At 31.9% G+C, this 5,302-nt stretch carries 6 protein-coding genes and 1 other annotated feature; all 6 genes read left to right on the top strand.

Going from position 1 to position 5,302, the window contains the following annotated elements; all coding sequences use genetic code 11:
- Positions 1-104 precede the first annotated feature (104 nt).
- The 6 genes from RR430_RS08775 to RR430_RS08750 are packed head-to-tail and all read left to right on the top strand — an operon-like array spanning position 105 to position 5,053.
- Positions 105-890, top strand: a complete 786-nt coding sequence (locus tag RR430_RS08775; protein ID WP_332488709.1) for a hypothetical protein — start codon at positions 105-107, stop codon at positions 888-890.
- Positions 891-918: 28 nt separating this feature from the next.
- Entirely contained in the window at positions 919-1,665 is a 747-nt protein-coding gene (locus RR430_RS08770; protein WP_332488711.1) for a hypothetical protein, read from the top strand.
- A gap of 11 nt (positions 1,666-1,676) precedes the next feature.
- Complete coding sequence (gene murC, locus RR430_RS08765; protein ID WP_332488713.1) at positions 1,677-2,984, top strand: UDP-N-acetylmuramate--L-alanine ligase; 1,308 nt, start codon at positions 1,677-1,679, stop codon at positions 2,982-2,984.
- 46 nt (positions 2,985-3,030) lie between these two features.
- Positions 3,031-3,411: a hypothetical protein gene (locus RR430_RS08760; protein ID WP_332488714.1), complete on the top strand. Its 381-nt coding sequence runs from the start codon at positions 3,031-3,033 to the stop codon at positions 3,409-3,411.
- Between the two features lie 9 nt (positions 3,412-3,420).
- Positions 3,421-4,086: a hypothetical protein gene (locus tag RR430_RS08755; protein WP_332488715.1), complete on the top strand. Its 666-nt coding sequence runs from the start codon at positions 3,421-3,423 to the stop codon at positions 4,084-4,086.
- On the top strand, positions 4,064-5,053 hold the full coding sequence (locus RR430_RS08750; RefSeq protein WP_332488716.1) for a LacI family DNA-binding transcriptional regulator: 990 nt from the start codon (positions 4,064-4,066) through the stop codon (positions 5,051-5,053). The genes RR430_RS08755 and RR430_RS08750 overlap by 23 nt, the downstream gene beginning before the upstream one ends.
- 31 nt (positions 5,054-5,084) lie before the next feature.
- Positions 5,085-5,284 (top strand) — a binding site (T-box leader).
- Positions 5,285-5,302: the final 18 nt, after the last annotated feature.

The following is a 5,302-nucleotide window of genomic DNA, read 5'->3' as shown; positions in this document are numbered from 1 at the left end:
TCATGAGTTTAGGACAACCTATCTATCGTGCTATTTTTGTTTGCAAAAAGTAGCAAATAAAACATAGATTGTGGTAAACTATATCATAGAGTAGGAGGGTGTAAATGAAGCGCATTTGTTTAATACTAGTCGTATTTCTTTTATTTGGATGTACGCAATCCACTCAATCATTTCAAGAGAGAATACAGGAAGAATTTGATTTTGTTAATACACAAACTACTGTTGAAGGAAATAATAGGAAAGAATTCTATTCTTACTATATTGAACCAAGTATAGGTAAATTTTCTTCTAATCCTTCTAATAATATTTTTTCGAAGGATGGTGTACAGTTTGTAATGAATTTGAATGTGTCAAAAATAATAAGTCAAAAATATTATACTGACGCATTAAACAGTCAAGATGTGGTAAATACTGAGAATTTGTTATTTCAAATAACAGGTCAGTATGATGATTTTGATTTGAATAGTTATGATTATATTTGCGATGTGTATCAATATGATAATCTATATGTGTTATTGTTAGAAACACAGTTTATGAATTTTTATACAGTTGGAAATGAAAATGAAGTAATTAGCGCTGCTGGTGAGATGTTGAAGATAGCAAGGACAATTGAAGTACATTCTGATAAGATAATTTCAGCATATTCATCAAAGGAAGCAATTCAATATAAGAAAGAAGCATTAAATCTATTTGAAGTGGCAGTACCGGAAAATGGAAGAGTAGATGAAATGATTTCTGATAAAACAAATCTTGGTGAAAATATTGGAAGTGGTGTTATGGGTAATGAATTCTATCAATCAGATGATTATGGAAGCAAAGTACCAGGCGCTACAGCAACGCCACAGCCGGATGAGAATTATGCTTCAGACAATTTTGGAACACCAGAATAGATGATTAAGTACAAGGAGAATAATAATTATGAAAAAACTAATGGGTTTATTATTTGAAGAGGAAGAAGTAATTGAAGAAGAAGAGGTTTATGAAGATGTTGCACCAACACCTCTACCTTTAAAAAGAGAAGAAAAGAAAGTAGTTCGTGAACAACATGCTACTGAACAAGTTAGAAAACCTGTTCAAGCTCAATCTGCAACACCAAAACCACTATTATCTAGTGAGTCTATTGATGGGCTGCAAATTCCAAATCCTCATGCAAAAGTTGTAACAGAAGAACCAAAACCAGAATCTAAAAAAATTAGTATGAATGTTGATGAACTTGTTGAAGTTAAGCAAGTGGTTAAACAACGTCAAGAAGCAGTGACTAGTTCTAAAAAGAAAACATATACGACTACATACGAATTTACTCCAGTTATTAGTCCTATTTTTGGTGTTGATGAAAAGGATGCAGAAGCAATTATTCCTACATCTCCTAAAAAGAAAGTTGGCGATAGTAAAATTGGAACAGTTATTTCACCAATGTATGGTATAGATAAAACTGCTGAACCTAATGCAGCTAAACTTGAAGCAGCTAAATCTACAAAGGCAACTGAAAAAGAGATAAAGGCTGAAAGAGATATGATTAATCTAACTTTAGATGATATTTTAGCTAGAACTGCAGCACTATCAGGGAAAAAAGTTGATAATGCAGAACTTGAGGAAGAAGAATATTCAGAAAAGAAAGTTATCAACAGTCGTAATATGAGTTTGTTTGATGACGAAAACGAATAGGAGAATTTAATATGATTTATTTTATAGGGATTAAAGGAACTGGTATGGCTGCTTTGGCATGCATATTACATGATTTAGGGGAGGAAGTTTCAGGTAGTGACCTATCTAAACATTTCTTTACTGAGGAACCTTTAATTGCTAGAAATATTCATATCGATTCATTCGATTCAAACAATATTAAGAATGGCATGACCGTAATTATCGGAAATGCTTTTAAAGAAGACTTTGAAGAAGTAATTGCAGCACGAAATAACCCAACTGTTACATGTTATCGATATCATGAATATTTGGGTATTTTGATGTCTCGTTATACATCTATCAGTGTTGCTGGAAGTCATGGAAAAACAACTACCACAGGTATGCTATCAGCAATGATGGATACAGTATTTCCAACAGGGTATTTAATTGGCGATGGTACTGGAGTGATTCATGAAGATAGTAAGTATTTATGTGTTGAATCATGCGAATATAGACGTCATTTTTTAGCATATAAACCAGATTATGCAATTATTACTAATGTTGAAATAGATCATGTTGATTATTTTAAATCTGATGAAGATTATCGATTAGCTTATGAAGAATTTTCTAAGAACATTAAAAAAACATTGATGATTTATGGAGATGATGAGGAAGCTAGAAAATTAAATATAGCTTGCGAACACTATTGGTATGGTGAAGGCGAAAATAATGACTTACGTGCAATTAATATAATAGAAGATACTAAGGGAATGGAATTTGATGTCACATTTAAAAGTGAGTTTAAACACCATTTTAAACTCCCATTTGTAGGACGACACTTATTATGGAATTCTCTTGCAGTAATTGGTATTGGATATCTTGAAGGTTTAACGGGTGAACAAATAGAAAGCGGTTTATGTTCATACCGTGGAGTAAAACGTCGTTTTGTTGTTGAAGAAGTAAAAGATAATGTATTTATTGATGATTATGCACATCATCCAACAGAAGTATCGATAACAATAGATGCTGCTAGAAAACGTTATCCAAATAAGAAATTAGTAGCTATTTTTAAACCTCATAGAGTATCTAGAGTATTCCATTTTGCTGATCAATTTGCAAAGGCTTTGAGTAAAGCTGATGAGGTTTACTTGTGTGATTTTACTAGTATTGATGATAAAGAGGATGGAATAGATATTGACATTCATTATTTACAAGAACGGATTCCGTCATCAAAAATACTAACTGAAGATGAAAATGGAGCAGCAATTTTAGCTAAGGAAGAACCGGCTGTTTACCTATTTATGTCTAGTAAAGATATCTACGAATTAGCAAACAAAGTAAAGCGCTATCAAAATTCTTGAAAAATGTTACATTCTTGGTATAATAATACTGTGAGGTGGACATTATATGAATGAATTTATAGAGGCAGCGCAAAACTTATCAGTTCAGTTGCTTCCTATTTTAGGAGTTATTGTACTGATTTTTCTTTGTGTTTTATTAGTAAAATTAACAAATTTGGTGAAGACAGTTGATGGATCTGTAAAAGAATTTCATGGTACTATGAAATTGGTAGATAAGAGTATCGAAAAGGCACAAGCACCATTAGATACTGCAGTTAAACTTAGTCATACAGTTGATGAAGTACATGATAAAAGTTATGCAGCAGTAAAACAAGCAAGTGAATATGTATCTGAAAATATGGGAACTGTTAAAAGTTATATTAACGAGAAATTAAATAAAACCGTAAAACAAGAAACGCAAGAAGATGACGATATCATAAACTTCTAGGAGGTATTTATGGAAAACAAAACAGTAGATTCTATTGAAAAGACAGTAGATGATTTAAAAAAGAAAATTGATGAAATTGAAACAGCAAATGATGAAAATGATAATTTTATAATTCCGTTTAACATGGATAAACAGTCTAAAGAAAAAATTGAATCTATTCGTTCAAAGACTTTAGAGTCTTTAAAAAGTGCCTATGCGCAAGCTAAAGAAGCATTAGAGAATATTCAAAATAATGATAAGTTAAAGGAGACTGTGCAATCTATAAAAGATGGTGCTCTTAAAGCATATGATGAAGCAGTTATAAAAATTCAAGAAATTAAAAACAGTGAGAAGCTTAAAGATACATTAGAAGCAGCAAAGGAATCTGCAAGTAATTTAGGACAAAAAATTACAGAAGGATTTGAGAAAGTTGCTGAAAATGAAAATGTTCATAAAGCAGTGGATTTTGTTTCTAAGGAAACAGATAAGGCTAAAAAAGCTGTGAATGATTTTGTAACCTCACCTGAAGTGAGTGATAAAATCGAAAAAGCTAAAGATGCTACTGTGGAATTTGCTGATAAAGCGGCAGATAAAATTAAAGATTGGCTTAAACCTGAATCTAAAGTAATTCATAAGATTGAGGATAAGAATAATGAAGAGAAAGGAACTGACGATGAAAAGAGTAACGATATATGATGTTGCAAAAGATGCAGGTGTATCACTAGCGACAGTATCTCGTGTAATCAACGGTTCTGATGTGGTGAAAGGTCCTACTCGTGATAAAGTAGAGGCTGCGATTGAGAAATTAGGATATAAACCAAATGCGATTGCCCAAGGGTTAGCCCTTCAAAAGACAACAACAATTGGTTTAGTAATTCCAGAAGCAAGTTTTACGTATACTGGCCAAATTATCAATGGTGTGATTGCAGTTGCAGGAATGTATAACTACAATATTATGTTGCACACTACAACAGAAGGGGTTACCGATATTAGTGATATTATAGAAACAATTATCAAATCTCATGTAGATGGAGTTGTAATCTATAATGATAAAATTTTGATTGATGAAATGGATACATTATCAAAATACAATATACCGATTGTAATAATTGGTAATAAAATGGCTGGTCACAACATTTGCTCAGTGTTTGTTGATATTGAAAAAGCTGTTTATGAACTATCAATGAAATATCTAAGCAATGGTCAAAAAGACATTGCTATTATCCAAGATAGAAAAAATGAATATGCAATTAGTCAAATGATTAAGGGTGTTACTAGAGCATATAAAGAAAAAGGATTAGAATTTAATAATTACTTGGAAATTCCAGATTCATATCGTACTTCATATAATTTTATGAGAGATTATTTGAAGGAGCATAAACATGACCTAATTATTGCGAATCGTGATTCGCAAGCGATGGCTGTATGTAATGCAGCGAAGGAAAATGGAATTGTAGTTCCAGATGAAATGGAAGTAGTATGCGTTATCGATACAAAATATAACTCAATGGTGCGTCCACAAATTTCTTCATTTGCAATACCTTCTTATGACTTAGGAATGGTATCAATGCGTGTAATGACAAAAATGTTACAAAATGATGAAATTGATGAAAACGAAATTGAGTTGAGTTACTTATTTACACCACGTCATTCTACTAAGTAATTGACAAGGAAAATGTAAATAGCTATAATTTACGAAAGCGATGAAAAGAAAAGAGCTTAAATTAGTTGTATCAAGAAAGGTTCTGGTAGATGTGAAGAACTTACAACATTTAAGAAATACACCTTGGAGCCTCTTATTGCAAAGATAAGACGTATCTCACGTTACGAGTGTAAAGTGCATAGTAGCAATACTATGAATTAAGGTGGTACCGCGTTATTAAACGTCCTTTGTTAGGACGTTTTTTTTATT

The sequence above is a fragment of the Anaerorhabdus sp. genome (assembly GCF_036641015.1).
Lineage (GTDB): Bacteria > Bacillota_I > Bacilli_A > Erysipelotrichales > Erysipelotrichaceae > Anaerorhabdus.
This window is presented reverse-complemented; position numbering and strand designations above follow the sequence as displayed.